Origin of the sequence: Cellulomonas xiejunii, assembly GCF_024508315.1 — a bacterium.
GTDB lineage: Bacteria > Actinomycetota > Actinomycetes > Actinomycetales > Cellulomonadaceae > Cellulomonas > Cellulomonas xiejunii.
Window position 1 is genome coordinate 432,391 of record NZ_CP101987.1, and the last position, 25,707, is coordinate 458,097.

27 protein-coding genes are annotated in these 25,707 nt (G+C 73.1%); 10 read left to right on the plus strand and 17 right to left on the minus strand.

What is annotated here, in order from left to right; genetic code table 11:
- Nucleotides 1–85: 85 nt before the first annotated feature.
- A complete protein-coding gene (locus tag NP048_RS02105; RefSeq protein ID WP_227577847.1) occupies nt 86–721 on the minus strand; it encodes a fasciclin domain-containing protein in 636 nt (211 codons plus the stop codon).
- 176 nt (nt 722–897) lie between these two features.
- On the opposite strand from NP048_RS02105, the gene NP048_RS02110 reads away from it, so the two are divergent.
- Complete coding sequence (locus tag NP048_RS02110; RefSeq protein WP_256769410.1) at nt 898–1,206, plus strand: hypothetical protein; 309 nt, start codon at nt 898–900, stop codon at nt 1,204–1,206.
- Between the two features lie 154 nt (nt 1,207–1,360).
- Here the strand turns inward: NP048_RS02110 and NP048_RS02115 are convergent, their stop codons facing one another.
- Both NP048_RS02115 and NP048_RS02120 read right to left on the minus strand, forming a co-directional pair.
- Nucleotides 1,361–1,630 carry a hypothetical protein gene (locus NP048_RS02115; RefSeq protein WP_227577849.1) on the minus strand — a complete coding sequence of 90 codons (270 nt, stop codon included), beginning with the start codon at nt 1,628–1,630 and terminating at the stop codon, nt 1,361–1,363.
- Nucleotides 1,581–2,135, minus strand: coding sequence for an RNA polymerase sigma factor (locus NP048_RS02120; protein WP_227577850.1), 555 nt, complete (start codon nt 2,133–2,135; stop codon nt 1,581–1,583). The genes NP048_RS02115 and NP048_RS02120 overlap by 50 nt, the downstream gene beginning before the upstream one ends.
- Before the next feature lie 273 nt (nt 2,136–2,408).
- On the opposite strand from NP048_RS02120, the gene NP048_RS02125 reads away from it, so the two are divergent.
- Nucleotides 2,409–3,059, plus strand: a complete 651-nt coding sequence (locus tag NP048_RS02125; protein ID WP_227577851.1) for a dihydrofolate reductase family protein — start codon at nt 2,409–2,411, stop codon at nt 3,057–3,059.
- 15 nt (nt 3,060–3,074) lie between these two features.
- On the opposite strand, the gene NP048_RS02130 is transcribed toward NP048_RS02125, so the two are convergent.
- Nucleotides 3,075–3,710, minus strand: a complete 636-nt coding sequence (locus NP048_RS02130; protein WP_227577852.1) for a hypothetical protein — start codon at nt 3,708–3,710, stop codon at nt 3,075–3,077.
- A gap of 133 nt (nt 3,711–3,843) precedes the next feature.
- A complete protein-coding gene (locus NP048_RS02135) occupies nt 3,844–4,215 on the minus strand; it encodes a PH domain-containing protein (protein WP_227577853.1) in 372 nt (123 codons plus the stop codon).
- A 141-nt stretch (nt 4,216–4,356) separates the two neighbouring features.
- Here NP048_RS02135 and NP048_RS02140 point away from each other — a divergent pair, with 141 nt between their 5' ends.
- Complete coding sequence (locus tag NP048_RS02140; RefSeq protein ID WP_227577854.1) at nt 4,357–5,355, plus strand: NAD-dependent epimerase/dehydratase family protein; 999 nt, start codon at nt 4,357–4,359, stop codon at nt 5,353–5,355.
- 105 nt (nt 5,356–5,460) lie between these two features.
- Here NP048_RS02140 and NP048_RS02145 read toward each other — a convergent pair whose 3' ends face one another.
- Both NP048_RS02145 and NP048_RS02150 read right to left on the minus strand, forming a co-directional pair.
- The gene (locus tag NP048_RS02145) at nt 5,461–6,960 is read right to left on the minus strand and encodes a hypothetical protein (protein WP_227577855.1); all 1,500 of its coding nucleotides are present in this window, start codon (nt 6,958–6,960) and stop codon (nt 5,461–5,463) included.
- Entirely contained in the window at nt 6,957–7,658 is a 702-nt protein-coding gene (locus tag NP048_RS02150) for an ABC transporter ATP-binding protein (protein WP_227577856.1), read from the minus strand. The genes NP048_RS02145 and NP048_RS02150 overlap by 4 nt, the downstream gene beginning before the upstream one ends.
- A 220-nt stretch (nt 7,659–7,878) precedes the next feature.
- Here NP048_RS02150 and NP048_RS02155 point away from each other — a divergent pair, with 220 nt between their 5' ends.
- The 5 genes from NP048_RS02155 (at nt 7,879) to NP048_RS02175 (ending at nt 11,792) form a co-directional block, all read left to right on the plus strand.
- The gene (locus tag NP048_RS02155) at nt 7,879–9,045 is read left to right on the plus strand and encodes a sensor histidine kinase (RefSeq protein WP_227577857.1); all 1,167 of its coding nucleotides are present in this window, start codon (nt 7,879–7,881) and stop codon (nt 9,043–9,045) included.
- Nucleotides 9,042–9,773, plus strand: a complete 732-nt coding sequence (locus NP048_RS02160; protein ID WP_227577858.1) for a response regulator — start codon at nt 9,042–9,044, stop codon at nt 9,771–9,773. The genes NP048_RS02155 and NP048_RS02160 overlap by 4 nt, the downstream gene beginning before the upstream one ends.
- 76 nt (nt 9,774–9,849) lie before the next feature.
- Entirely contained in the window at nt 9,850–10,479 is a 630-nt protein-coding gene (locus NP048_RS02165; RefSeq protein WP_256769411.1) for a GNAT family N-acetyltransferase, read from the plus strand.
- A gap of 115 nt (nt 10,480–10,594) precedes the next feature.
- Entirely contained in the window at nt 10,595–10,936 is a 342-nt protein-coding gene (locus NP048_RS02170) for a YciI family protein (protein WP_227577860.1), read from the plus strand.
- Nucleotides 10,937–11,129: 193 nt separating this feature from the next.
- Nucleotides 11,130–11,792: a histidine phosphatase family protein gene (locus NP048_RS02175; RefSeq protein WP_227577861.1), complete on the plus strand. Its 663-nt coding sequence runs from the start codon at nt 11,130–11,132 to the stop codon at nt 11,790–11,792.
- 358 nt (nt 11,793–12,150) lie between these two features.
- On the opposite strand, the gene NP048_RS02180 is transcribed toward NP048_RS02175, so the two are convergent.
- Nucleotides 12,151–13,176: an ankyrin repeat domain-containing protein gene (locus NP048_RS02180; RefSeq protein WP_227577862.1), complete on the minus strand. Its 1,026-nt coding sequence runs from the start codon at nt 13,174–13,176 to the stop codon at nt 12,151–12,153.
- A 361-nt stretch (nt 13,177–13,537) separates the two neighbouring features.
- The gene (locus NP048_RS02185) at nt 13,538–13,672 is read right to left on the minus strand and encodes a hypothetical protein (RefSeq protein ID WP_255620236.1); all 135 of its coding nucleotides are present in this window, start codon (nt 13,670–13,672) and stop codon (nt 13,538–13,540) included.
- A 195-nt stretch (nt 13,673–13,867) separates the two neighbouring features.
- Between NP048_RS02185 and NP048_RS02190 the strand changes: the two genes are divergently transcribed.
- Nucleotides 13,868–14,575 (plus strand): DUF72 domain-containing protein, encoded by a 708-nt coding sequence (locus tag NP048_RS02190; RefSeq protein WP_227577863.1) that lies wholly within the window; start codon nt 13,868–13,870, stop codon nt 14,573–14,575.
- A gap of 203 nt (nt 14,576–14,778) precedes the next feature.
- Here NP048_RS02190 and NP048_RS02195 read toward each other — a convergent pair whose 3' ends face one another.
- The 8 genes from NP048_RS02195 to NP048_RS02230 all read right to left on the minus strand — a co-directional run bounded on the left by NP048_RS02195 (nt 14,779) and on the right by NP048_RS02230 (nt 24,639).
- A complete protein-coding gene (locus NP048_RS02195; protein WP_227577864.1) occupies nt 14,779–15,351 on the minus strand; it encodes a GNAT family N-acetyltransferase in 573 nt (190 codons plus the stop codon).
- A gap of 56 nt (nt 15,352–15,407) precedes the next feature.
- Complete coding sequence (pip, locus tag NP048_RS02200; protein WP_227577865.1) at nt 15,408–16,349, minus strand: prolyl aminopeptidase; 942 nt, start codon at nt 16,347–16,349, stop codon at nt 15,408–15,410.
- A gap of 65 nt (nt 16,350–16,414) precedes the next feature.
- On the minus strand, nt 16,415–16,921 hold the full coding sequence (locus tag NP048_RS02205; protein WP_227577866.1) for a hypothetical protein: 507 nt from the start codon (nt 16,919–16,921) through the stop codon (nt 16,415–16,417).
- A 43-nt stretch (nt 16,922–16,964) separates the two neighbouring features.
- Nucleotides 16,965–17,801, minus strand: a complete 837-nt coding sequence (locus NP048_RS02210; protein WP_227577867.1) for an alpha/beta fold hydrolase — start codon at nt 17,799–17,801, stop codon at nt 16,965–16,967.
- 99 nt (nt 17,802–17,900) lie between these two features.
- Complete coding sequence (locus NP048_RS02215) at nt 17,901–18,314, minus strand: Rieske (2Fe-2S) protein (protein ID WP_308054108.1); 414 nt, start codon at nt 18,312–18,314, stop codon at nt 17,901–17,903.
- Entirely contained in the window at nt 18,311–20,815 is a 2,505-nt protein-coding gene (gene nirB / locus NP048_RS02220; RefSeq protein ID WP_227577868.1) for a nitrite reductase large subunit NirB, read from the minus strand. The genes NP048_RS02215 and nirB overlap by 4 nt, the downstream gene beginning before the upstream one ends.
- A 1-nt stretch (nt 20,816) precedes the next feature.
- Nucleotides 20,817–23,405: a molybdopterin oxidoreductase family protein gene (locus NP048_RS02225; protein ID WP_227577869.1), complete on the minus strand. Its 2,589-nt coding sequence runs from the start codon at nt 23,403–23,405 to the stop codon at nt 20,817–20,819.
- Nucleotides 23,406–23,586: 181 nt separating this feature from the next.
- Nucleotides 23,587–24,639, minus strand: coding sequence for a saccharopine dehydrogenase NADP-binding domain-containing protein (locus NP048_RS02230; RefSeq protein ID WP_227577870.1), 1,053 nt, complete (start codon nt 24,637–24,639; stop codon nt 23,587–23,589).
- A gap of 72 nt (nt 24,640–24,711) precedes the next feature.
- On the opposite strand from NP048_RS02230, the gene NP048_RS02235 reads away from it, so the two are divergent.
- Nucleotides 24,712–25,662: a GlxA family transcriptional regulator gene (locus tag NP048_RS02235; protein ID WP_227577871.1), complete on the plus strand. Its 951-nt coding sequence runs from the start codon at nt 24,712–24,714 to the stop codon at nt 25,660–25,662.
- Nucleotides 25,663–25,707 lie beyond the last annotated feature (45 nt).

Genomic DNA, 25,707 nt, shown 5'->3' on the forward strand with positions numbered 1-25,707 from the left:
CTGCCGAGGGTCAGACCTGACGCCGTGCCCCGAGCCCGCGCAGCGACGGCGCCCGCCCGGTCGGGGCCGGGCGGGCGCCGGGGCGTCACAGGTCGAGCGGACGCAGCACGAACGAGATGCCGTGCGCGATCTGCGCGTTGCCGACGTTGATGTCGAGCTGGCTGCGCACCAGCAGCGGGTTCACGTCGTTGCGGTCGGCGTCGCGCAGCACGACGAGCGGGATCCGCTTCGACAGGACGTCGACCGTGAAGGTGCCGCCCTGGGCGGTGGTCAGCGCCGCCCCGTCGGACGCCAGTGCGGTGGCGGAGTCGATCGTGGCGCCGGGGACGACGTGGTAGAGCAGCACCTGCTCGATCGCGTCGATGCCCACCGCCTGCGCGAGGGCCCCGAACACCTTCTCCTCCGAGCCGTACCAGCGGTGCGTCAGGTCGTACGCGAGCACCTGGAACGCCCGGTCGTTCGGCAGGAACGCGGTGAGCGGGACGTTGCCGTCCGCGAGCACGGCGACCGGGCTGCCGGGCTTGGCGGTGAGCACGGCGGTCACGGCGTTGTCGACGATGTCGTAGTCGTACCAGTTGCGGTCGAACCCCGTGCCGTCGGCGGCGAGCACCGAGGCGAGGCTGGTGGTGCCGGCGGCGGACGCGGCGGGTGCGAGCCCGACGGCCGCGCCGCCGGCGAGGGCGGTGACGGCCAGGGATGCTGCGAGACGACGGATCCTCATGGAACGACTCCTTGCGGGAGGTCGGGCGGCACGCGACGCGCACCGCAGGGCCTCGTCGTCGACGCCCTGCCCCTACTTCCTCGCCAGGAGCGTCCTTGGATGCACCTGAGGTCCTGCGATCTCGCCGACGACGTGCCGCGGCACGTATCTCGTCAGCGGAGTCCGATGCTGCGGGCATGCCGATCGAGCGCGATGGGACCGTGCCCCTGCGACTGATCGGCTACTGGCGGAACGACCGGCATCCCGAGTACCCGGACCCGCACGACATGGTCGACGAGGCCTGGCACGAGGACGACCGCGACGCGGTGAGCACGTACTTCAGCTCCGGCACCTACCTGCGCGGCTTCATGGGCCTGTCCCCGTGCCGGTTCTGTGGTGAGGACAACGGCTCGAGCGAGTTCACCGACGGGGTCCTGGCGCGGCGCCCGCCAGCAGCAGGGCGGGCGCGCTGCCCCACGAACGGGCCTTCACCTGCGTGGACATGAGGACACCTCTCGACGACGACGGACCGCGCCGAGTCTTCACCTGGGCGTCGGTGGTGCGTGGGGGCGAATCGTTGACATCGCCCGGGTGACCTGCGTCGCCGCGCCCGGACCCGCGTGCGCAAGGGCCAGAAGGTCCCGGTGGCCGAGCTCGCGGTCAGCAGGACCGCTCCGGCTCCGACCCCGGCCCGCACAGGGGAGGCTGCGGGGTCGGCGCGGTCGCGTTGGGTTGCCGGGTCAGCTCCGTCGACCGGAACGTGACGATGCCGTCGTCGTCGATGCTGCGGCTCTCGAGCAGGGCTCCGTCGGTGGGGTCGAGGATGTAGACGACCCTGAACCAGCCCTGGTCGCGCTCGTCGCGCTCGACGGCGACGCCCTCACGGCCCACGGAGTCCGTCATGGGGCCGAGCAGCTCGACGTCCGGCATGCTCGCCGCCACCTGCCACAGGGCCCGCCGCAGCGCCGGCGACGCAGGGCTCTCGCGCAGCTTCGGTGGGTGTCAGGCCCTCCCACGCGACCAGCAGGAACGTCTCGCGCTCTGGTGGGGTCAGGGTCGCCAGAGCGTGGCGCAGCTGGTCGCGCGCTGCCTGCGCGTCGAGCCGGTCGTCGACGGCCGTCCAGTCGACGCCCACGTTGGCGTCGACCGTCACGTCGGGACGGTGGCGGCGCAGGTGGGCGCGGGCCACGTTGGCGCCGATCCCGTACAGCCAGGGCAGCGCCGAGCCGCTCTGGTGGGGCCGGTACCGCACCCGTGACTCCAGCGCGGCGACGAACACGTCCCCGACGAGCTCCTCCGCAGCAGCCGCGCCCACTCGCCGCGCGAGGAAGCGGAACACTGCGGGCGCGTGACGCTCGTACAACGCGCCGAGGACCTGCGGTCTCAGCACCGACCGGGCGAGCAGCTCGTCGTCGGTCGGCTCAGTCGTCTCCATGCCCTGCCTATGCGTTCGAGGCGGACAGCGTGACGGCCCCCTCGGTGGTCGGTCCGAAGGCGCGCGCGTCGGCGCCGCTGCAACCCGTTCCGGGTGTGTTCTCGGGACAAGGACGCGACGGGCGGCCGCCTCCTTGGACGCCACCGCTGCGTGCGGCCGTCGGCATCGGTGGCCGGCGCAGTCGCCGAGACCCTCCGCACCGGTATCCGATACCGTCAGAAAACGCCCTCGTCGATGCGGGCGGTGACGGTCGCCACCACGTCAGGAGCTGACATGTCCCTCGTCCGCGTGCACAACTTCTCGGTCTCGCTCGACGGCTTCGGCACGGGGGAGGGCCAGGCGCTCGAGACGCCCTTCGGGCACGCGGGCTCGCGGCTGATGGAGTGGGCCTTCGAGACGCCCACGTTCCAGGCGATGGGCCTGCACGGCCAGACGGACGGGTCCTACGGAGTCGACGAGGCGTTCGCCGGCTCGTGGGCGACGGGGATCGGCGCGGAGATCATGGGCCGCAACAAGTTCGGTCCGCAGCGCGGTCCGTGGCTCGACGAGGAGTGGACGGGCTGGTGGGGCCCCGACCCGGTCTTCCACACCCCGGTCGTCGTGCTGACGCACCATCCGCGCCCGACGCTCGAGATGGAGGGTGGGACCACGTTCCACTTCGTCGACGCCGACCCCGTCTCCGCGCTCGCACTCGCCCGCGACCTGGCCGGCGGCCTCGACGTGCGGATCGGTGGCGGCGTCAGCACGGTCCGCCAGTTCCTCCAGGCGGACCTGATCGACCGGATGCACCTCGTCGTCGTGCCGATCCTGCTGGGCAGGGGGGAGCGCCTCTGGGACGGGCTGGAGGGCCTCGACGAGCGCTTCAGCATCGAGGCGACGCCGTCGCCTTCCGGCGTCGTCCACCTGGCCTTCGATCGTCGGTAGCGGCGACCTCGACGGTCAGGCGGAGAGCGTGAGGATCGCCCACCGCGCCGGGTCCGCCTGCGCGGCGACCAACGCCTCGGCTGCCGTGCGACCTTCCGCCTCGGTGGTGCCGGCGGCCGGGTAGCTCGTGGAGCCCGTCATCGTCGTGGCCCAGACGACGCGCGCCGGCGTGCCCTCGGGCTCGCCCGGCATCGTGGCGAAGATGGGGAAGAGGACCACGATGCTCTTGCCCGTCGCTGCCGCTGCCGCTGCCTTGAGCGCGTCGGCGTTCTCCTGTGACGCGATGTAGCCCAGCACCCGCTTCGGATTCGCCACCGCAGCCGCGCTCGCGGTATTGGCGTCGGCGACGAGCTGCGCGACCACGGCCTCGGGCAAGGGCTGGTCCTGGACGACCGCGACGCTGGAGCCGTCGGCGAGCGTGAATGCCGTGACGCCGGCCGGCAACTCCTGACCCGGCGCCACGGGCTCGCCGGCGGTCACCGTCGGGCCCGGTGAGGCGGGCGCGTCGGCGGTCGGGCTCTGCGTCTCCGGTCCGACCTGCGAGGCGGTCGACCCGGCGGTCGAGCCCGAGCACGCCGTGAGCGCACCCGAGGCCAGGACGGCGGACACGACGACGGTCGCAGCGCACCGCTGGACGTTGAGTTTCGGCATGGGCGCCAACCTACGGGCGGGAGCGGCCGACACGCCGGGATCTCACGGCCCGCCCGGCCCCGTCGCGCTGGGCGACCTCGAGTCGACACCCCGAGCGCGCCGAGTGCGGGTGCGCGGCGCGGCCGGTCGACGTTCAGCCCTGGAGCACGGCCCAGGCGATGAGCTTGTCGAGCCGCCGGATGTCGACCTCCTTCCCGAGCTTGACCTTGATGTGGCCGGCACGGGTCCACAGCTCGAGCTCGGCGTTCACGTCGAACAGGCGGCCCGCGTTCTCGGACGACCACATGTTGATCGAGCTGTACGGCAGGGAGTAGATCTCGACCTTCTTGCCGGTCATGCCCTGCGCGTCGCGGACGATCAGGCGCCGCGTCGTGAAGACCGCGCTGTCGCGGAAGGTCTTGAACGCTGCGACCGCCTGCTCACCCTCGATGAGCAGGTCGGTGACGTCCGGCGGGATCGGGATCTCCTGCAGCAACGTCCATGCGGCGACGGTGGTCGGTTCCACGTCAGGGCTCCTCGGGGTAGGTGGGGGTGCCATGGTGTCGCACTCATGCCCGGTGTGGTGTCAGACGGAAGCGGGATCCGAGCGCCCGGGCCGCCTCTCCACCCCGCCGAGCGGTGAAAGCTGCTGCGTATCCTGCGAGGCATGGCACTGCGCACTCTGTTCATCGGTGGGACCGGCATCATCAGCACGGAGGCGGCCCGGCGGGCGGTCGCGGAGGGTGTCGACGTCACCCTGCTCAACCGGGGGCGCTCCTCGACGCGCCCGGTGCCGGACGGCGCCCGCGTCCTGCACGCCGACGTCCGCGATCCGGAGTCCGTCCGCGCTGCGCTGGGCGACCTCGAGTTCGACGCCGTCGTGGAGTTCACGGCGTTCACCCCCGAGCACGTCCAGACCGACCTCGACCTGTTCACCGGCCGCACCGGGCAGTACGTGTTCATCAGCTCCGCGTCGGCGTACCAGACGCCGCCCACGCACCTGCCGGTCGTCGAGTCGACGCCGCTGCGCAACCCGTTCTGGGAGTACTCCCGCAACAAGATCGCGTGCGAGGACCTCCTGGTCCGCGCGTACCGCGACACCGGCCTGCCGATGACGATCGTGCGCCCGTCGCACACCTACGACGCCACGCTCGTGCCGATGGACGGCGGCTGGACGGTCGTCGACCGGATGCGCCGCGGCCTGGAGGTCGTCGTGCCCGGGGACGGGACCTCGCGGTGGACGATCACGCACAGCGCGGACGTCGCGGTCGGGCTGGTCGGGCTGCTGGGGCGCGAGGAGGCGATCGGCGAGGCGTTCCACATCACCGGCGACGAGGCCCCGTCGTGGGACCAGATCTTCCTCGCGATGGCCGCCGCGGCCGGTGTCGACGAGCCGCGGCTGGTGCACGTCGCGTCCGACGCGATCGCCGCCGCCGACCCCGAGCTGGGCGCCGGGATCCTCGGCGACAAGGCGCACACGATGATCTTCGACAACACGAAGATCCGGCGGCTGGTCCCGCAGTTCTCGCCCCGCATCCCGTTCACGCAGGGCGCCCGCGAGATCGTCGCGTGGCACGACGCGGACCCCGCCCGCCGGGTGGTCGACCCGCAGTTCGAGGCCCTCACCGAGCGGCTGCTGGAGGCGTACCGACCCCGGCCGCTGTGAGGGCTCGCGCGGGTGTACGGGCCGGTGCAGGTGCCGCGCCGTCCCCCGCACCACGTGCCCGGCTGCGGGACGATCCCTGAGATCCGTCGCGGCGGACGGGTCCCCTCACCCCATGCGGGACGTGCGGGTGGCGAGGAGCCGCACGGCGACCGCGCCGAGGATCACGGTGAGCACGACGGATGCCGGGAGGGTCACCCGCATCTGGGCGTCGGCGAGCGCGGCCGGCCAGGCCCACGGCACCAGCACGCCGAAGGCGTCGCGGAAGGGCTCGTTGCCGCCGACGAGGAGACCTGCGGTCGTTCCCGCGACCGTGACGAGGAGCGACGCCAGCGCGCCGCTCGTGGCGACGAGCACGGCGCTCAGCATCGTCAGCATCGTCCCCACGGCGATCCAGACCGGCAGGAGCGTCAGCGCGTCGGCCGGCGCGAGACCGTCGCCCAGCAGCACCGCGGTCACCGCCAGGACCACCGTGACGACGATCGCGACGAGCGCGGCGAGCACGTGTGACGCGAGCACGGCCGGGCTCACGGCACGGACGGCCACCGCGCGCATCCCGGATCGCCACCGCCCCACGACGACCACGGGGAGCAGACCGCAGCCGAGGGGCAGGAGCAGCAGCGCGGCGACGAGGGCGACCTCGCCCGGCTCGCGGTACCGGCACAGGAACGCGACCAGGGCGACGGCTCCCACCGCGAGCGACACGACGCCGGAACGTCGCAGGACCGCGACCGCGACCGTCGGACCCGGGCGCGCGGAGAGGGTCGCCGGGCGGTGCGCCCGCTCCGTCACCGCCGCGGCCCGCGGTCCGCGATCAGCCCTCCGTGGGGTGCGGGCCAGGACCGCACGCACGGTGCACACCAGCACGGCAGCGACCACGGACGCGACGACCGCGCCGGTCGCGCCCGGAAGCGTGGCCCCCTCGAGTGCGACGCCGTTGGCGCGCGTGCCGATGAGGGGGAGGACGGCGCGCAGGTGCCACGTGGACGGCACCGCCCACCACGACGGGTGCTCCGCCCACAGCAAGCCCGTCAGGACGAGCACGAGGCCGGTGACCAGGCAGCCGGCCATGCCCGCCTTCTCCCCGGCGATCCGCAGCAGGACGGCGCTGAGCGCTCCGCCGGCGGTGAGCGCGGCAGCGACGGCGACGGCGTCGACGAGCGCGCGGCCGAGGGAGACGTCGTGCCCCGCCCCGAACACTGCGTAGCCCACGAACGTGACGAGCGTCTGTGCGAGGTGCATCGCGGCGCCCACGGCGAGCAGGAGGACGGAGCCTGCGACGGTTCGGGTCCCCGGGTGGATGGCGCGGGTCGCGACGGCCCGCCCGTCGGCGGCCTCCCGTGTCGCGACCTGGCCGGCGACGACAGCCAGGAAACCCGGTCCGACGACCACGACCCACATGTTGAGGTGCGCGAGGAACCGACCCCAGGTCGGTGCACCGGTCGACAGCAGGAGCACGGTCGTGAGGACGGCGACCGCGCCGGCGGCGAACGGTGCGAGCAGGAGCGGTGACCTGGCCCAGACCCGCACGTCGGAGTACAGCACCCGCCGCAGCGGCACCGACGCCGGTCGCGGCCGACCGTGACGCAGAGGCTCGACGGCCGTCACCGCGCCGCCCTTCCCGCGGTGACCTGGAAGTACGCGGACTCCAGGTCGCCGTCCGGCGCCAGCGCGCTGAGCGGCCCGGCGAACACCGTCCGACCCGCGGCGAGGCACGTCACGTCGTCGGCGACGGCGGCGACCTCGGACAGCAGGTGCGACGAGAAGAGGACGGTGCGCCCGTCGCGGGCGAGGCGCCGCACCAGCTCCCGCACCTCGCGCACACCCGACGGGTCCAGGCCGTTCTGCGGCTCGTCCAGGACGACGAGATCCGGGTCGCCCAGTAGTGCGATCGCCAGGGCGAGCCTGCTGCGCATGCCCGTCGAGTACCCGCTGGCACGCTGGTCCGCTGCGGCGCCCAGGCCGACGGTCTCCAGTGCCTCACCGACCGCGGCCGCCCCGACCCCGACGAGCCGCGCATGCAGCGCGACGTTCTGACGGCCGGTGAGGTGCCCGTAGAAGCTGGGACCGTCGACCGACGCGCCGACGCGGGCCAGGTGCTCCCGCCGCCAGGGCTCCCCGAACAGGCGTACCTGGCCCCCGTGGGGGCGCAGCAGCCCGAGCAGGACCCTCAGCGTCGTCGACTTCCCCGCGCCGTTGGGTCCGAGCAGTCCTGTCACGGCGCCCTCGCGTGCCGTGAGGTCGACCCCCTGCAGGACCTGACGGCGCCCGAACCGGCGCCCCACCTGGAGCATCTCGATCACCATGCGCCGATGGTGCGACGTGGACCAGGGGCGCCACCTCCTGCACGCCGACGATCTTGCGCGCCGCGGCGCGGGACATGGCGCCCCGGCCTCCTCCTGCAGGAGGAGGAGTCGCGGCGTCGGTGGTGACAGATCGTCCACCTGGCGTGACAGTCACGAACCCGCGTCTCCTCGGGTCGTCGAACCGGTCCCGGGGCCCCACGCGCTCCGTACGATGTCGCCCGTGGCTCCCGACGACGGTCGCGCTCGGCCCGCGCCGCGCCGACGCTTCGTCCTGGGTCGCACGACCCGTCTCGACCTGTTCCTCGCGCTGGCCGGGCTGGCCGTGTCCGCGCTCGAGTGGTGGGTCGCGCTCACTGCCGGCGGAGACGTCCACGACGTCGTGCTGGCGGCGGCGTCCACCGGGCTGAGCGGCTGCCTGCTGCTCCGGAACGCGCGCCCCGTCGCGGTCGGCGTCGTGACCACCGGCCTGCTCGCCGCGCTCGCGATGAACCAGGCGCTCGCCGACCGGGTGCTGAGCACGTCCGTCCTGCTCCTCGCCACCCCGCTCGTGCTGATCTCCGTCACCCGCGGCGCCCGGTCCGGCGCCGTCGGCGCCGTCGCGCTCGCCGTCGGGGTCGTGGGCAGCGCCGTCAGTCCCGTGGTCCAGGTGTCCGAAGCTCCCCTGTGGACGTACACGGCGCACGTGGCCCTCCTCGTTGCCGTGTGGCTCTGGGCGTGGCGGCGGCGGCAGGACGCGGCCGCCCGCCGGCGGGAGGTCGCCGCGAACGTCGCCCTGGCCCGCGCGCAGGAGCGCAACCGTCTGAGCGCGGAGCTGCACGACGTCCTCGGGCACAGCCTCACGGTCATCCACGCCCAGGCCAACGCCGAGCTCGCGCGCCGCCCGGGGCCGGGCGAGCAGGCGGCGGCCCTGGAGTCGATCCGTGACATCGCCAAGGCCTCCCTGCGGGACGTGCGGTTGCTCGTCGGGGCCCTGCGCGACGCCGTCGACACGCTGCCGGTCCGTCTGGTCGCTCTCGACGACATCGTGCGCACCGCGCGGGCCGCAGGGCTGGTGGTGACGGCCCACCTCCCGGACCGCGCGACGCTCCAGCAGTGGGACGACGAGCTGTCGCCCGCGCTCGCGCTGACCCTGGCACGCTGCCTGCAGGAAGGGCTGACCAACATGCTGCGTCACGGGCGGCCCGGTGGGGCGGCGTCGGTGGCGCTGTCGCGGGACGTCGAGGGGATCAGGATGACCATGTCGAACACGACCGGCTCGCAGGCCGACCGCGGCGCAGGGGTGGGCCTCGTCGGGCTGCGGGAACGGGCACGGGCGCACGGCGGCGAGGTCCGGGCCGTTCACGACGGCGACCGCTTCGTCCTGGACGTCAGGCTCCCGGTCGCATGACCCGGCGGCGGGAACCCATCCGGGTGGCGGTGGTCGACGACCAGCGCCTGCTCGTGTCGGCGTTCTCGGTGCTCGTCGGGACGGCGTCGGACATGGTCGTCGTCGGGACCGCGCTCGACGGCGCCGCGGCCGTCGAGCTGTGCCGGAGCTGCACGGTCGACGTGGTCCTCATGGACATCAAGATGCCGGTGCTCGACGGTGTCGAGGCGACCCGCCGCGTCCGTGCGCTGCCGGATCCTCCCGCGGTGCTCGTCCTCACGACCTTCGACCGGGACGACTACGTGATGGCGGCGCTCCGAGCCGGCGCCGCGGGCTTCCTGCTCAAGGACGCCGGCACGGGCGAGTTCCTCGACGGTATCCGCCGCGTCCACGCGGGTCAGACGGTCCTGGCGCCGGAGGCGACGTCCCACGTTGTCGCGGCGGCATTGCGCACCGAGGAGCGTGCGGCGACCGCCACCGCGACCACGGCGCCGACGGATCCACGGGAGGCTGCGCCCCGGACGCTCATCGCGCGGGCCCTGTCCACGACGACCCCTCGCGAGCGCGAGGTGCTGGCCCTCGTGGGCGCCGGTCTCACCAACCAGGAGATCTCCCGCCGCCTGTACGTCGCGGAGACGACCGTGAAGACGCACGTGAGCAGCCTCCTCGGCAAGCTCCAGTGCCGCGACCGGATCGCGCTCGCCGTCCTGGCGCACCGGTCCGGGGTGGCGACGGAGCCGCCGGCGTGACTGCGCACAACGCTGACCGCGGCGAGGGACCTGCCTGCCCCTCGCCACCACCCGCATCCCCTGGCAGGCTCCTGCCGTGCCTCTGACTGCCGACCCGGTTGTTCCCATGAGCCGGTGGGACGAGTTCGGCCAACCCACCCTGGCCGCTGACGGACTCGTCCTTCGCCCGTGGCGTCGGGAGGACGCAGCCGCCGTTCGCGCCGCCTACGACGACGACGCGATCCGCCGGTGGCACGCGCGCACGATGACCGACGAGGACGAGGCCCGAGCGTGGATCGACGGCAAGAACGCCGCGTGGCGCGAAGGCACCGCCGCCGAGTGGGCGGTCGTGATGCCGGTAGTTCGCGTCGATGAACCCGCGCGGGAGGGCAGCCCGTCGGAGGGCGGCTCCGGTCGTGTGGTGGGTCGCGCCGCTCTGAATGACCTGAACCTGTTCGAGGGCTACGCCGCGCTGGCCTACTGGGTCGTCCCGGAGGCTCGTCGACGCCGCGTCGCTCTCCGTGCGGCCACGGAGGTGATGCGCTGGGCGTTCGAGGACCTCGGGCTGCACCGCGTCGAGGTCGAGCACTCCACCCGCAACCCTGCGTCGTGCCGCGTCGCGGAGCTGCTCGGCTGCCGCGCCGAGGGCGTCCTGCGCGGTTACGGGCTGCACGCCGACGGCCACCACGACATGCACCTGCACGCTCGTCTCCGCACCGACGCCTGACGGCCACCGCCCTGGGACCGTCGCGCACCCGGCCCGACCTTCCTGTCGAAACCGGCGGACCTCGCCCGTCACAGTGGTGTCGGGTCACACGGGGCGACCACGCAGGAGGAGCGTCATGACGCAGTACGCGATCTACTTCCACCAGCAGTGGGTGGGGGACCACCCGGCCGAGTGGTTCCGGTCCCGCGTGGAGCCCAGCACGGCGGTCGTCCGTGACATGGAGGCGGCCGGGGTCCTCGTGTTCGCCGGCGGGCTCGACGAGGACCTCGCCGACGCGTTCAGTGCCGACGCGACGAGCGGGACCCTGTCGATCACCGACGGCCCCTACACCGAGACGGTCGAGCAGCTGGGCGGGATCACGATCATCGACGTGCCCGACCTGGAGACGGCCAAGATGTGGGCGGGCCGGGTCGCCGAGGGGTGCGGCTGGCCCCAGGAGGTCCGCGTCATCCGGTAGGTCCGCGACGCTCCGGGCGCCGGTCTGCCCGCGTGCCCGGGTGCCCGGGTGCCCGGATCCTTGCCCGGCCGGGCTCGCGGGGGAGGCGTCTGCGTCTTGACCTGTGGGGACAGGGGTGACAGGCCGTCCGACGACGCGCTGTGCGGCGGGCAACCGCGGTCGAGACCCGACGGCCCGGCGGTGACAATGCCGCATGCGTCTCTTGCTGCTGCGGCACGGCCAGACCCCGTCGAACGTGCGAGGACTCGTCGACACCGGCGTCCCGGGCGCGCGGCTCACCGCGCTGGGCGAGCGTCAGGCCGCGGCGGTGCCGGCGGCGCTGGAGGGCCGCCGGATCGACGCGATCGCGGTCTCGACCCTGGTGCGCACGGCGCTCACCGCGGCTCCGCTCGCGGACCGGCTGAACCTCGCGCCGACGACCTACGACGGGCTGCGGGAGGTGGACGCCGGTGACCTGGAGATGTCCAGCGGCCACGAGGCGCACCAGGCCTACCTCTCGACGGTGTTCGCCTGGGCACGCGGCGACACGCACCGGCGCATGCCGGGCGGGCCCGATGGCGCGACCTTCCTGGCGCGGTTCGACGACGCCGTCGCGCAGGTCGTCTCCGCAGGCGGGAGCACGGTGGTCGTGGTCTCGCACGGAGCGGCCATCCGCTGCTGGGCGGCCGCCCGCGTCGCGGGTCTCGACGTCGACGACGTCGAGCAGAGGCCGCTGGCCAACACCGGTGCGATCGAGATCGACGGCGACCCGGCCAGCGGATGGCGGCTCGTCGCGTGGTCGACCGACCCTCTGGGCGGCCCGACGCTGCGCGACGACGCGGGCGAGGATCCGACCGGCGAGCCGCTCGACGCGTGACGGCGCACGCCGTTGCCTGCCGGCCGCTGCTCGCTGTCGCCCACTGGGTGGCTAAGCTCCCCCTGGGCCCGGGGAGGTGCACTCCTGGGAGGAACGGCTGCATGGCCAGCTGGATGATGTTGCGCACGGCGTTGGTTCGAGGTGGCCTACCTCGGTCCAGGCCGGCTGCGCGGCCACACGTCCGCCGTCGAAGGCGGGAGGGCGTACGCCGTCGAGTAGAGATCAGGCTCGACGAGCGGTGGACCACCCGTAGGGTCCGCGTCACGTCCGACACCGTGGACGGCGCGGGCAGCACGGTCCTGCGCTCCGACGCTCGCGGCGGCGGTGTGCTGAGGCCGCGGCGGGCGTGCCGCTCCCTTCAGGACGCGCTCGGAGTGATCGGGCGAAGGACCTCTTTCACCTCGTCGTGCCCGCGCCCGGAGCCGACTTGCTCGCTCTGGTGCTGGCACCAGCCGAGCGGAGTGCTGCCAAACCGTGTGTCACGGCGTGCGGGGTCAGCACCGTGGACGAGCAGGCGCTCGACGCTGTCAGCTCGCCCCCAGAAGGCCGCCGCGTGCAGGGCTGTGGATCCGTCACGGTCGATGCCGTCGACGGGTGTGGATGCCGCTATCAGCTGGTCGATCACGTCCAGCCGGCCGTGTGCAGCGGCGCTCCGCAGCGCCGCGACCCGGTCCTCTTCGGAGGTCTCAGGCGTCAGCATGCCGCTGAGGTCGCCAGCGGCCGCGGCGTGCACCAGGTCGCTCGCGCCGGCGGCGGCGAGGAGGTTGACGACGTCCGTCATGCCGAAGACGACAGCATGTCGAAGGGCGGTGCCCACCGGGACTCCACCGGCCGTGGGCAACGCGGTGGCGTCCAGGTCTGCGCCGGCTTCGATGAGGACACGGGCCACCTCTGCGTCGCCGTAGCTGGCCGCGGTCATCAGAGGCGTCTCCGCGTCGAGGGGGTCGCCTTCCACCGGTGCACCGGCGTCGACCAGGGCGCGGGCAAGCGCACCTGTCCCAGGCACTGCACGCCAGACGTTCCGGGAGGTGTCGAAGCGCATCATCGCCACGTAGGCAAGGGGGCTCGCTCCGTGCGGGTGGTCACGCCAGCCAGTCATCCGTTGCACCGCGAGCTCCGGGTGGGCGGCGAGCAGGTCGGCGAGCCGAGTCGCGTCGGCGCTGTCCAGGATCGCTCGTCGCTCGACCTCGAGCTTCAGCTGGGCCCAGCTCGCGAACCTGTGCTCACGGGCCAGTGCCAGCTGTGCGGAGCTCAGGCTGAGCGCGGCCGAGACAGCATGCACTCGGGCCAGGGCGGACGCTTCACCGCGTCTGGCCGCCCGCAGGAGGTCCTTGGCCTGGAGCCGGAGCTGCGCGAGGTCGGCGTGCGCAGGGAGAAGAGGCATGACGTCTCCTTGGAGCCGGCGGCCCGCACTGCCAGACAAGAGGAGATCGTCGACCGGGGTGGCTTGTCGCGCTGTGGAGGTGGACTCAGTCCTGCCCGCGGGCCCGGCGGCGCCCTCCGCGCCACCCCGACTCTAGCCCGCACGTGCATCCGACAGAAGACCAGCACGGGTAGTTCCGCCGGCCCGAGCACGACACCGGCGGGCAGGACGATCTAGGACCAGGAAGCGAGCGCCAGGAGCGCGTCGGCCTCGATAGCTTCAGATGGGTGAGCGACAGAGCGTCATGGGTGACGACCACACACGCGTGGTCGAGCGATCTCGACCTCGCGCACCTTGCCGAGATCCGATCGCGCCCGACGCTCTACGGGTCGGGTGGTCGACGCCACTTCATCCTCGAGGTGCTCGCGTACGCGAACGAAGAGGCGGAGTCGGCCTCCTGCGGGTCGTCCGCTGGCAGCTCGACGTGGCAGATCTTGCCGTGGCCCAGGGTGGCCATGAGCACCTCCACTCGATGGTCACGCACGCCTGGGCACACGGTCCAGAGGGAGGTCGCCGACGTCGCGGCGCGACCACGGTTCTTACGGAACCGCTTCGCAGGTGTTCTTCCTGGGAGGATCGGCTGCATGGCCGACTGGATGATGTTGCGCACGGCGTCGGTTCGAGCGCGCGACACCTGGGACGGATAGGCAAGGTGGGCGTTCGCGTAGGCCTGTGCGGTTGGACCGTCTCCCAGGCGTCGTACGTGCGTCGCTTCCCCGTCGTCGAGGTGCAGCACACGTTCTACGAACCGCCGTCCGACGCCGTGCTGATGCGCTGGCGAGCCCAGGTGCCGGCCGGTTTCGAGTTCACGATCAAGGCGTGGCAGATCGTCACCCACGAGTCCAACAGCCCCACCTACCGGCGGATGAAGCAGCCCTTGCCGGACAGCGCACGTGGCCAGGTGGGAGCGTTCCGGACCACGCCTGCGGTCCTCGCGGGGTGGCAGCGGACCCTCGAGTGCGCCCGGATCCTGCAGGCCACCGCCGTCCTGCTGCAGTGTCCGAAGAGCTTTCGCCCGACGGCCGACAACGCCGGACGGCTTCGCAGCTTCATGACGCAGGTCGAGCGGCCGGCGGCGCGGCTGCTGTGGGAACCCCGCGGTGAGTGGCCCACGCAGCTGCTCACCGAGCTTTGCGCCGAGCTGGATCTCGCGCACGTCGTCGACCCGATGCAGACCGAGACCGTGACGCCCGAGCAGACCTACTACCGCCTGCACGGCACGTCCGGCTCGCGGCACGTCCACTCCGACGACGAGCTGCGCCGGCTCCGGGACATGGTCGACGGCCGCCCGTCGCCCTACGTCATGTTCAACAACCTCCCCCGCGTCGGTGATGCGGAGCGGTTCCTCGCCCTGCTCTGATCATGCGAGGTGCGTGAGGGCATCGCGCCACTCGTCCCGGCTGGCGAAGCCGGCAGGGGGGTCGTCCACCGGTTCACCCCCGGTCCCGCGCGGCCGGGGCCGATGCCGTCCCCCGAGCCCGCGCAGCGACGGCGCCCGCCCGTGTTCCCCACGGCTCGAGAAGGTGGTCGATCCGGCTCAGCTCCACCGCGCGGTCGACGGCGTCATGGCGTGGTCTCACGCAGCTCGACCGACGGCAGTCCCCTCATCGGCAGAAGTGCCAACGGTGGAACCGGGTCCGTCGCCAGTCGCGCGTGGGTCTCCACGTCGAACCGCTCGTCCCCGTAGCGCAGCTTGGACCGCTCGAGACCTTCGGCGATGAACCCTGCACGAGTCGCCACCCGGCACGAGGCAGGGTTGTTGACACGGTGCCCCAGCTCCAGCCGGAAGACGCCGAGCTCCTCGAGGGCCCACCTGGAGACGGTCGCCAGAGCATGCGAGCCGAGCCCTTGCGCCCGATGGGTGGCAGCGACCCAGTAGTAGGTCCACGCCGTCTGATGCGCCCTGTCGATACTGCTCAACCCCACGTTGCCCACCGCGGAGCCGTCAACGGTGATCGCGACGTCGTACCGGACGGGGCCGAGGGCCTGCAGATGAGCCTCGATGAACCGGGTGCAGTCCTCCAGATCGCGGAGATCGGCCCCGCCCAGCTGCGTGACCAGATCCGGGCTTGCCGCCACCGCGGACTGCAACGAAGGGCCGTCTGCGAGCGACCAGGGTCTCAGTTCGACACGCACCGCCGTGATCCTGCCACGGCCGAGCCGGGTGAGAGCGCCGCTGTTCCCGGCTGAGCTCACCGCTCCGCGAACGCGTCGATCGCCCGACAGGTGAGCTCCATCTCCACGTCGCCCCCGTGGCCTTCCGACTCGACGACGTGCAGCTCGCTGCCCGGCCACGCCTTGTGCAGCGCCCACGGTGTGACAGCCGGACCGCTGATGTCGCGACGCCCGTGGACGAGCACGCCCGGGATCCCCTCGAGCTCGTGAGCACGTGCGAGGACGCTCGCGTTCCCAGGGAGGAAGCAGTCGTGAGCCCAGTAGTGCGTGACGAGGGTGGCGAAGTTCTCCCGCTCGCGGGGGTCGTCGTGCAGGGGCCCGGGTGCCCAGCTCGGGTCGAGCGAGATGTGGGTCGACTCCCACGCGTCCCACGCGTCCGCGGCCGTGGACCGCACGGCGGGGTCCGCATCACGCAGCCGTCGCGCGTAGTGCTCGACGACGCGCTCACCCGCCGGCGTCGTCGTCGCGAACCGCTCCCACGCCTCGGGGAAGACCCTGCCCACGCCCTGCGTGATCCAGTCGATCTCCTCGCGGCTCCCGGTCGTCACCGCAGTGAGCACGAGCGCGGTGACGCGGTCCGGATGCGCCAGCGCGTAGGCCAGCGCGAGCGTCGACCCCCACGACACCCCGTGGACGAGCCAGCGGTCGATGCCCAGGTGCGTGCGCAGTGCCTCGATGTCGGCGACGAGGGTGGGGGTGGTGTTGTCGTCGAGGCGGTCGAGGTCGTCGATCGCCCACGGGGTGCTGCGCCCGCAGCCGCGCTGGTCGAGCCCCACGACGAGGTAGCGCTCGGGGTCGAACCGACGCCGGTAGCCACCGCTGCCGAGGCCGCTGCCCGGGCCGCCGTGCAGGTACAGGGCCGGGCGACCCCGGGCATCTCCCGACGCCTCCCAGTACAGGCGGGCACCCCCGGGCCGTCGGATCAACCCGGAGTCGAACGGCGCGAGGGGAGGATGCACCCGCCCACGGTAAGGGGACGGACAGGCTCTCGTTCTGGTCCTCGTCCCACGACGGCACGCTCGGGCTACTGGCGGAGCCAGACCGCGACAGCGTCCGTCGGCCCGTCCGCGACGAGCTTGGCTGCGGCCGCCTGCTGCCACGCGAGCTCCGCCTGGACCGGCGGGCTGGCGGCGTCGTCGGCCAGCGGGTGGAACGTCGTCTCGTCGGGGCCGTAGGGGACGAGCTCGAACGCCGCGTCCATCGCGCGAGATGCGGCTGCTCGACAGTCCTCGGCGGAGCCGGTCGCCGCGCCGAGCGCGTAGTACGTGGCGGCGAGGTCGTCGTCGTCGAGGTCCTCCCGGACGTCGAGCTCCGACCGCAGTGGTGCGAGGTCCGCGGACCCACCACCCGCGACCGCCCAGCCCGCCTCGAGAGTCGCCCGCAGCTCGTCAGCTCTGCCGGCCGCGCGGACGAGGCGCTCGGCACACGCCAGTGCGAACATCGCGCGCGCTGCGGGCGAGAGCGTCAACACCTGGGCCCATACCGCTTCGAAGGGTGCGAGGGGGCCGTCGGCCGAGTTCGCGTGGCTCATGGGCGCACATCGTGCCAGTCGGCGCCGTCCCGTGACCCGGGAATCAGCCGGTCTCGGCGAGGAACTCGAGGATCGCCTCGGCGAGCCGCTCGGGCTGGTCCTCGGGGACGAGGGTCGAGGAGTCGGCGATCTCGACGAGGCGTCCGGCGGGGTAGAGGGCCGCGAGCCGGGGGCCGTGCGCGCGAGGCATCAGCGGGTCGTCCTGCGCCCACACCACGAGCACGGGGCCCGTGAAGTCGGCGAGCCGCTCGGACCAGGCCAGGAGCGTCGCGCGATCCGGCGCCGAGGCCGCGAACGCCGCGAAGTCGCGTCGGATCGCCCGGGACCTCCTCGCCGGTGCGATCCAGTCGTCGAACACCTCGTCCGGGATGCCGCGCAGGCTCATGGCGCCGTAGCCGCGTGGGCTGTGCCGGAACCGCCGGGACCGCATCAGCTGCACGACCAGCCAGATCCCGCCGGGTACCCGGGCGGCTACCGCCAGGGGCTTGGCCGGTGCGGGCGGGAAGTTGTCGAAGGCCTCGCACGCCACCAGCACCATCCGCCCGACGCGTTGCGCGCGGCCCTCGGAGACCAGGAACTGGCCACCGCCCCAGTCGTTGAGTACGAGCGTCACGTCCGTGAGGTCCAGCCGCTCGAGGAGCTCGCCGAGCAGCCGCGCCACGCCGCGGTGGGTCAGGTCCGCACCCGGGCGCATCGGCTGCCGGTGCCCGCCGAGGGGGAGGGTCGGCAGGATGCACCGGTACCCGGTGAGCAGTGGCACGACCTTGCGCCACTGCGTCTCGTTCATGGGCACGCCGTGCGCGAAGACGAGCACGGGTCCGTCGCCGCCCGTGTCCACGTAGTCGATGCGGCCCGCGCTCAGCTCGATGTGATCGCGCATGGTTCACGCTGTCACGCCCGGCGCAGAACGTCGACCGTTGCGACGACCCGAGCGACCGGGCGCGTTCAGGCTCGGCCGCCGGTAGCGCGGTGCCGTCCTCTAGACGGGCAGCACCACGACCACCTGGTCGTCCTCGAGGTGGACCGCGTAGGACGTCACGTCGTCCTGCCCGGTGCGGCACGCACCGCTGCCCAGGTCGAACACGTGCGCATGCAGCGGGCAGACGACGACGTCGGCGTCGATCTGCCCGTCGGCCAGCGGACCTCCCCGGTGCGGGCACACCGCGTCGAGCGCGCGCAGGGCCCCGCTGCGCAGCCGGAAGACCGCCACCTGCCGGTCGCCGACCGCGTAGGCGCGTCCCTCACCGAGCGGGATCTCGCACAGCGGTCCCACCACGTGCGGCCCGCCGCCTCCCGCGGTCGTGACGCGCGGGGCGGGTGGTCCGCTCACGGTGTCGAGCGGACCCGCACCCGGCTCGCCGCCGACGGCTCGTGCGTCCGTCCCGGCACTCATCGGCCCGGCACCTGCGGCAGGACGGTCAGCGGCAGCGCGGTGCGGAACTGGCCGGGTTCGGCGGGGTCGTCGCGCTCCTGCCACGGATCGCGGTAGGCGTCCACGGAGGCCTGCACGGCGGCGTCGAGCTCCGCTGCGATCCCCTCGCTGTCGTCCACCACGACGGCACGGACGTGCTCGATCCCGAGCCGGGGCACCCACGCGTAGGTCCGCTCGAGCCAGTTCGCCGTCTCGCGGTAGTACTGGATGAAGCGGCCGGTGAGCGTCATGACCTCCTGCGGGGTGTCGACCGTCGTGAGCAGGTCCCCCTTGCGGATGTGCGCACCGGCGGCGCCGCCCACCCAGATCTCCCAGCGCCCACCGTCGACGGCCACGACACCGAGGTCCTTGACGTAGGACTCCGCGCAGTTGCGCGGACAGCCCGACACGGCGAGCTTGAGCTTGGCCGGGCTCTCCAAGCCCTGGTACCGGGTCTCGATCGCGATGCCGAGCGCGGTCGAGTCGCCGAGCCCGAACCGGCAGAAGTCGCTGCCGACGCACGTCTTGACCGTCCGGAACGACTTCCCGTACGCGTACCCGGACGGCATGTCGAGGTCCGCCCACACCGTCGGCAGGTTCTCCTTGGGCACGCCGAGCAGGTCGATCCGCTGACCACCGGTGAGCTTGATCAGCGGGATCCTGTGCTTGTCCGCGACGTCGGCGATGCGGCGCAGCTGGTCGGCCGACGTGACCCCGCCCTTCATCTGCGGGACCACCGAGAACGTGCCGTCACGCTGGATGTTGGCGTGCACCCGGTCGTTGATGAAGCGCCCGTCGCGCTCGTCGACGACCGCCGCGCCCCACAGGGTGCGCAGCAACGAGTTCAGTCCCATCTTCGACTTCGCGTCCTCGACGCCGCCGGGCGCGAGCGCCGCGAACACGGCCGACACCGAGCGCAGCTCCTGCTCGCGGATGAGCGCCACCAGCTCGGCCTTGGCGTAGGGGATGCCGGGTACGTACCAGGAGGCGGACTCGTCGACCTCGAGCGTGCCGCCGGCCGCCCACTCCACGACCTGCCCGACGAGCGTCTTGCACGACCCGCAGCCCTTGCCCGCACGGGTCGCGTCCATGACGCCCGTGAGGGAGGCGACGCCGCCGCGGACGCAACTCCCGATCGTCCCCTTGCTCACGCCGTTGCAGTTGCACACGGTGGTCTCGTCGGGAAGCTCGGCCACGCCCACCGCGGCGGGCGCCGTGCCCAGGTCGAACAGCAGCGCGATCCGGTCCTCGGGCAACGGCGAACCGCGGTCGAACGCCTGGATGAGGGGAGCGACCTTCTCGAGGTCACCGACGAGCGTCGCACCGACGAGCCGGTCGTCGCGGACCACCACGCTCTTGTACAGCCCGCGTCGCGGCTCGGAGATGACGATGTGGTCGTCGTCGGGACGCTCGGGCGCCGTGGTGCCCATCGACGCGACGTCGATGCCCGCGACCTTGAGCTTCGTGGCGGTGCGGGAGCCGTGGTACTGCGCCGACGGGTCGGTGCCCGTGAGCACGTCCGCGAGAACCCGCGCCTGCTCCCACAGCGGCGCGACGAGCCCGTAGACCTGGTCCCGGTGCTGCACGCACTCCCCGACGGCGAACACGGTCGGGTCGGGCGTGCCCTGGTCGTCGAGCGCGTGCATCTGGTCGTCGACGACGATGCCACGCTCCACCAGGAACCCGCTGGCGGCCGCGATCGACGAGTTGGCCCGGATCCCGGCTGCCACCACGACGATGTCGCACGGCAGGACGCGCCCGTCACCCAGCTGCACACCGGTGATCTCCGTGTCCCCGAGCACCCTGACCGTCCGGGCCGACGTCAGCACCGAGATCCCGAGAGCCTCGATGCCGCGCCGCAGGACGTACCCGCCTGCGGCGTCGAGCTGCTGGTTCATCAGGTGACCGGGACCGTGCACGACCGTGACGTCGACACCGTGGGTCTGCAACCCGCGTGCCGCCTCGAGACCGAGCAGGCCGCCGCCGATGACGACCGCCTGCTTGTGGGTGCGCGCGTACCGGATCATCGCGCGGGTGTCGTCCAGCGTGCGGAACCGGAACACGCCCTGGTGGAAGCCGCGCCCGGCCGTGCGCATGCCAGGGATGTCGGGGACGAACGCGCTGCTGCCGGTCGCCATGACGAGCGCGTCGTACGGCGTGCGGCTGCCGTCGTCGGCGCGGACGGTGCGGGCGTGCCGGTCGATGCGCGCCACCCGCACGCCGGCGTGCAGCGTGATCTCGTTCTCGTCGTACCAGGCCATCGAGTTGAGGAAGATCGCCTCCTCGCTCTCGAGTCCGGCCAGGACGTTCGAGAGCATGATGCGGTTGTAGTTGCCGTACGGCTCCTCGCCGAACATCGTGATCCGGAACTGCGCGGAGCCGCCGCGCTCGAGGACCTCCTCCACGGTGCGCGCACCCGCCATGCCGTTGCCCACGACGACGAGGTCGCGCCGACCGTCGTCCCCGCGTCGGCGCCGGGCCACCTCACACCTCCACGAGGCCGAGGTCGATGACGACGACGCCGGAGACCCCCGCCGCGCCGGCGGCGTGCACCTCGAGGGTGGTGCCGGGCTCGAGGTCCTCCACCACGCGCAGCGGCACGTGCACGTCCCCCTTGGCGCCGATGGGGAAGTACCGCATCGGCTCCCCGTCGCGGACCAGCACGACGACGACGAGCTCGTCCGTGCTGTTGCCGCCCCGGAAGTACACCGTCTGAGCGACCGCGCCGTCCGGCACGGTGTACGACAGGCTCGGGTCGATCAAGGTCGGTGCAGCGAGTCCTTTCCCGGTCAGCGCGTAGACGCCCTGCAGGAAGGTCGGGTGACTGTCCAAGGCGAGCCCCTTCGGTCGGGCCGGCGGCCACGGCGCACGGACGTGCTCCGCTGGCGAACCGGTCGGTGGTGTGGCGGGTACGGCGAGGGGGGTGACGGCCACGGCGCACGCCTTGAACGCCGGCATGCGGGAGGTCGGGTCGAGCGCGTCATCGGTCAGCGTGTTGGCGCGGGACGCGCCGCCCCAGTGGAAGGGCACGAACACCGTGTCGGTACGGATGCCCGTGGTGAGCCGCACCCGGAACACCGCGGTGCCCCGGCGGGTCCGCAGCTGGACCGCTTCGCCGTCGACGACGCCGCAGCGGCGCGCCAGGTCGGGGTGCAGCTCGGCGTGCGGGACCACGGACCCGTCGGGGCCCACCTCGTCACCGGCGAGCGCCGCGACCCGGCGGGTCTGCGTGCCGCTCTGGTACTGCCGCATCAGCCGCCCGGTGGTCAGCACGTAGGGGAACTCGGCGTCGGTGCGCTCGGCCGTGTCGCGGTACTCGCCGCGGTAGAACCGGGCCAGCCCGTCGGGATGTGCGAACCGCGTCCCGAACAGCCGGGGTGTGCCCGGGTGCTCGGCATCGGGGCACGGCCAGAACACGCCCTGCTCGTCCTCGATGCGGTCGTAGGTGATGCCGCCGTAGTCCGCTACGCCACCGGAGCTGGCGCGGCCCAGCTCGTCGAAGGCGGCCGCCGCATCGGTCGTCATGAGGTCCCCGTGCCCGAGCCGCTCGGCGACGCCCAGGAGGACGTCCAGGTCGGTCCGCACGCCGGGCGGGTGATCGACCGCGCGGCGACGCCGCAGCACCCGTCCCTCCAGGTTGGTCACGGTGCCGTCCTCCTCGGCCCACATCGCGACGGGCAGCACGACGTCCGCCCGGGCCGCCGACTCGGAGAGGAACAGGTCCGCGACGACCAGGAAGTCGAGGGCGTCGAGCCGGTCGGTGACCCGGCCCGCGTCGGGCGCCGAGACGCTGACGTTCGACGCGAGCAGCAGCAGCGTCCGCACCCCGCCGGGGGTGCCGAGGGCACGCAGCATCTCCGTGGCGGACACCCCCGGACCCGGCAGACGCGTCGGGTCGACGCCCCACACGCTCGCGACGTGGGCGCGGTCGGCGAGGTCGGTGATCCTGCGGTACCCGGGCAGCTGGTCCGCCTTCTGCCCGTGCTCGCGTCCGCCCTGCCCGTTGCCCTGACCCGTGAGGGTCCCGTAACCCGAACCCGGCCGGCCGGGCAGCCCGAGCGCGAGGGCGAGGTTGATGAACGCCTGCGCGGTAGCCGTTCCCGACGCGTGCTGCTCGGCGCCGCGTGCCGTGAGCACCATCGCCGTCGCCGCCGTCCCCAGCATCTCCCCGACGGTCTCCAGGTCACGGGCGGGCACGCCGGTGATCCGCTCGACGCGGTCCGGCCAGTAACCGGCCACCGCCTCACGGACCGTCTCGAACCCCGTCGTCCGCGTCGCGACGTACTCCTCGTCCACCCAGCCCCTGCGCGCCACCACGTGCAGCAGACCGTTGGCCAGGGCGGCGTCCGTCCCCGGGCGCGGCTGCAGGTGCAGGTGCGCCGTGCGCGCGGTCGCCGTGGTGCGCGGGTCGACGACCACGTGCCGGGCACCGCGCTCGCGGCCTGCCTCGAGGTGCTGCATGAGCGGCGGCATGGTCTCCGCCGGGTTGGCCCCCACGAGGAGCAGCACGTCGGCCAGGGCCAGGTCCGCGACGGGGAACGGCAGCCCGCGGTCGATCCCGAACGTGCGGGTGGCGGCAGCCGCGGCCGACGACATGCACCAGCGGCCGTTGTAGTCGATCGAGCGCGTCCGCAGCACCGTCCGGGCGAACTTGCCCAGCAGGTAGGCCTTCTCGTTGGTCAGACCGCCCCCGCCGAAGCATCCGACCGCGTCCCGGCCGTACCGTCGCTGCGTCGCTCGGACGGCCGCGGCCACGGCGTCGAGCGCCTCGTCCCACGTCGCCGGCCGCAGCGCCGAGGAGCGGTCGCCGGCGCGCGTGCGTACCAGCGGGGTCGTGAGCCGCTCGGGATGCGCGAGCAGGTCGGCCGCCGACCAGCCTTTGGCGCACAGGCCGCCCCGGTTCGTCGGGAAGTCCGACGGCGTGAGCCGCACGTCGGGCCGTTCGTGCCCGGAGCGGTGCGTGACGTGCAGCTGCATGCCGCACTGCAGTGCGCAGTAGGGGCAGTGCGTCGTGACGGTCCGGGCCGTGTCGGAGCCCGGCACGGCCGTCGGCGACGCGAGCTCTGGCCCCATCGCTCGATGGTGTGATGCTCCGGTTACGCACGGCCTGCCGCCGGGTAACTGCGTCGTTTCGGCGAACGCACAGGCCCGACGACACGGGCGTGACGCGGGATCGAGGGCAGGGGGCCGTGCGCACCGCACGCAGCCAGTGATGTCTCGACCGCCTCGCGGACCGCAGGCACGGCGTCGCCGATCACGCTCGCAGGGGTGAGCCCGTGAGGTGCCGGTCCCGACGCACCTCGAAGCCGTTCGCGCCTGCCTCCAGCGCGTCGAGCACGTCGGGGGCGTCGAACGCCGCACCCGGTGCTCTTGCGCCCGCGCCGTGGTGGCGTCCGTCGAGGAGGCGGACCGCGCCCTCGACGACGATCGGGGCGGTGATGGCGTAGATGTCGCGGCCGACGGCCGTGGTGCTGCGGGTGTCCGAGCCGCGGCGGACCACGACGTCGACGACGAACCGCTGCGCGGAGCGGCCGCGCTCGTCCGTCGCGGGCGGTGGGGGAGTCGTGCCGTCGTGCAGGTCGTCGAGCGGCGCGGTGTTCAGGTACGAGCGCAGGTCGCCGACCTGCAGGTGCTGGTGGATCGTGATCACCTCGGAGAACGGCAGCTCGACCACGGACTGCGTGCCGAGGGGTGCCGGGTAGGGCCAGGGGCGTGTCGGTGCACGGGCCGCCACCGGGGTCAGCACCCCGTCGCGGATGACCAGACGGGTCGCGGTGTTGCGGTCGCCGGTGATCCTGGTTCCCGCGGTCGGCCACCAGCGGTCCAGGCCGACCGCCACCTCGACCTCGTCCGCGGACGACTCGCCCTGCAGGGCGGCGGTGAGCAGGAGGTCGGCCAGGCCGCCGAAGAACGCCATCGCCGGCACGGCGGCGACACCCGCCGCGCGCGCCGCGGCGTCGAGCTCGCGGTAGAGCGCCTGCACCGCCGGTTGCTCGGCAGTCACGTCGAGGTAGTGGGCGCCCGCCTCGACCGCAGCGCCAGCGAGCGGCAGCGCCGTGTCCAGGAACGGCCCGGCGCAGTTGATCACGACACCGGAGCCGGAGACCGCGCAGAGCAGCTGCGCGGCATCGTCGAGGTGGACCACCCGACGGTCGAACCCGGAGTGCCGCGGCGGCATCGCGTCGAGGCGGTCGGCGCTGCGTCCGGCGAGCACGGGGGCCAGTCCGCGGCGCACGAGCTCGTCGACGACGAAACGACCGGTGTGACCTGCAGCGCCGTAGACGAGTACGCGATCGGAAGTCGTCATGCCCACGATCCTGGGCGCCGCCACGCCCGTGGGGCGAGTGTCGCGAACGACGTCCTCCGTACGCTTTCGGACATGCCCCGGCTCGCGCTTGTCATGCATCCCTCCGCGATGCTCTACGAGGCCGCCATCGCCGCGGAGGTCTTCGGCGTCGACCGTTCCGACCTCGCTCCCGGCGGCCAGTGGTACGACCTGGTGGTCTGCACCGCCGACGGGCAACCGCACCCGTGGCTGGCACACCTGCCGACGGCCTCGTACGCGGAGATCGCCCGGGTCGACTCCGTCGTCGTGCCGTCTTGCGACGACCCCGACGAGAACCCCGACCCCGGCCTGATCTCGGCGCTGCGTGAGGCGCACGAGCGCGGTACGCGGATCGCCTCGCTGTGTACCGGTGCCTACCTGCTCGCCGCGGCGGGGTTGCTCGACGGCCGCACGGCGACGACGCACTGGATGCACGCCGAGGACCTGGCGCGCCGCTACCCCCAGGTCGACGTCCGCGCCGACGTGCTCTACGTCGACGACGGTGACGTGCTCACCTCGGCGGGCAAGACCGCGGCGCTCGACCTGTGCCTCCACCTCGTGCACCGTGACCTCGGCGCCGCCGCGGCCACCGGGGTCGCACGACGGCTCGTCGTGCCCGCGCACCGCACCGGTGGCCAGGCCCAGTTCATCGCCCCGCCCCCGCAGCCGCGCAGCTCCGGCGGGCTGGCTCCCACGCTCGAGTGGGCGCGAACCCGGCTCGATCAGCCGCTCAGCGTGCAGGACCTTGCCGGCCACGCGAACCTCAGCACCCGCCAGCTCGCCCGTCGCATGCTCGCGGAGCTCCAGGTCGGGCCGCTCGAGTGGCTCCACCGCCAGCGCATCATCCGCGCGCAGGAGATGCTCGAGCGCACCGACGCCTCGGTCGAGCAGATTGCCGCGAGCTGCGGCATGGGAACCGCAACCACGCTGCGCCGGCACTTCCGCCGGGCGGTGGGCGTTACCCCCACCAGCTACCGGGCGTCGTTCCGGCTCGCGCAAGGTTGACGTCGGACACCTCGGGGCGGGCGCGACGTCCCGACCGGGGATCGG

Bases quoted from the DNA above. Each gene is read 5' to 3' on its own strand.
- NP048_RS02105 (WP_227577847.1), bottom strand. From the start codon at position 721: ATGAGGATCCGTCGTCTCGCAGCATCCCTGGCCGTCACCGCCCTCGCC.
- NP048_RS02110 (WP_256769410.1), top strand. From the start codon at position 898: ATGCCGATCGAGCGCGATGGGACCGTGCCCCTGCGACTGATCGGCTAC.
- NP048_RS02115 (WP_227577849.1), bottom strand. From the start codon at position 1,630: ATGCCGGACGTCGAGCTGCTCGGCCCCATGACGGACTCCGTGGGCCGT.
- NP048_RS02120 (WP_227577850.1), bottom strand. From the start codon at position 2,135: ATGGAGACGACTGAGCCGACCGACGACGAGCTGCTCGCCCGGTCGGTG.
- NP048_RS02125 (WP_227577851.1), top strand. From the start codon at position 2,409: ATGTCCCTCGTCCGCGTGCACAACTTCTCGGTCTCGCTCGACGGCTTC.
- NP048_RS02130 (WP_227577852.1), bottom strand. From the start codon at position 3,710: ATGCCGAAACTCAACGTCCAGCGGTGCGCTGCGACCGTCGTCGTGTCC.
- NP048_RS02140 (WP_227577854.1), top strand. From the start codon at position 4,357: ATGGCACTGCGCACTCTGTTCATCGGTGGGACCGGCATCATCAGCACG.
- NP048_RS02150 (WP_227577856.1), bottom strand. From the start codon at position 7,658: ATGGTGATCGAGATGCTCCAGGTGGGGCGCCGGTTCGGGCGCCGTCAG.
- NP048_RS02160 (WP_227577858.1), top strand. From the start codon at position 9,042: ATGACCCGGCGGCGGGAACCCATCCGGGTGGCGGTGGTCGACGACCAG.
- NP048_RS02170 (WP_227577860.1), top strand. From the start codon at position 10,595: ATGACGCAGTACGCGATCTACTTCCACCAGCAGTGGGTGGGGGACCAC.
- NP048_RS02175 (WP_227577861.1), top strand. From the start codon at position 11,130: ATGCGTCTCTTGCTGCTGCGGCACGGCCAGACCCCGTCGAACGTGCGA.
- NP048_RS02180 (WP_227577862.1), bottom strand. From the start codon at position 13,176: ATGCCTCTTCTCCCTGCGCACGCCGACCTCGCGCAGCTCCGGCTCCAG.
- NP048_RS02185 (WP_255620236.1), bottom strand. From the start codon at position 13,672: ATGGCCACCCTGGGCCACGGCAAGATCTGCCACGTCGAGCTGCCAGCG.
- NP048_RS02205 (WP_227577866.1), bottom strand. From the start codon at position 16,921: ATGAGCCACGCGAACTCGGCCGACGGCCCCCTCGCACCCTTCGAAGCG.
- NP048_RS02210 (WP_227577867.1), bottom strand. From the start codon at position 17,801: ATGCGCGATCACATCGAGCTGAGCGCGGGCCGCATCGACTACGTGGAC.
- NP048_RS02215 (WP_308054108.1), bottom strand. From the start codon at position 18,314: ATGAGTGCCGGGACGGACGCACGAGCCGTCGGCGGCGAGCCGGGTGCG.
- NP048_RS02225 (WP_227577869.1), bottom strand. From the start codon at position 23,405: ATGGGGCCAGAGCTCGCGTCGCCGACGGCCGTGCCGGGCTCCGACACG.
- NP048_RS02230 (WP_227577870.1), bottom strand. From the start codon at position 24,639: ATGACGACTTCCGATCGCGTACTCGTCTACGGCGCTGCAGGTCACACC.
- NP048_RS02235 (WP_227577871.1), top strand. From the start codon at position 24,712: ATGCCCCGGCTCGCGCTTGTCATGCATCCCTCCGCGATGCTCTACGAG.